The organism is Saccharothrix sp. NRRL B-16314 (assembly GCF_000716595.1).
GTDB lineage: Bacteria > Actinomycetota > Actinomycetes > Mycobacteriales > Pseudonocardiaceae > Actinosynnema.
Window position 1 is genome coordinate 1 of the sequence record NZ_JNXC01000264.1, and the last position, 238, is coordinate 238.

Consider the following 238-nt stretch of genomic DNA (forward strand, 5'->3'; position numbering starts at 1 on the left):
CCCCGTCCCCTCCAACTACCACACCACCCTGCAGAACTTCGCCGACCTCGGCGTCGACGTCCAGATCACCGAGCTGGACATCGAAGGCTCCGGCAGCTCGCAGGCCGAGCAGTACCAGGGCGTCACCCAGGCCTGCCTGGCCGTCGCCCGCTGCACCGGCATCACCGTCTGGGGCATCCGCGACACCGACTCCTGGCGCGCCTCCGGCACCCCGCTGCTGTTCGACGGCTCGGGCAAC

The 238-nt window shown here is 70.6% G+C and carries 1 protein-coding gene; it reads left to right on the top strand.

All coding sequences use genetic code 11. The annotated features are described in order from the left end of the window. A partial coding sequence (locus tag OQ02_RS39930; protein ID WP_033443890.1) for an endo-1,4-beta-xylanase occupies nucleotides 1-238 on the top strand: 238 nt, incomplete at both ends.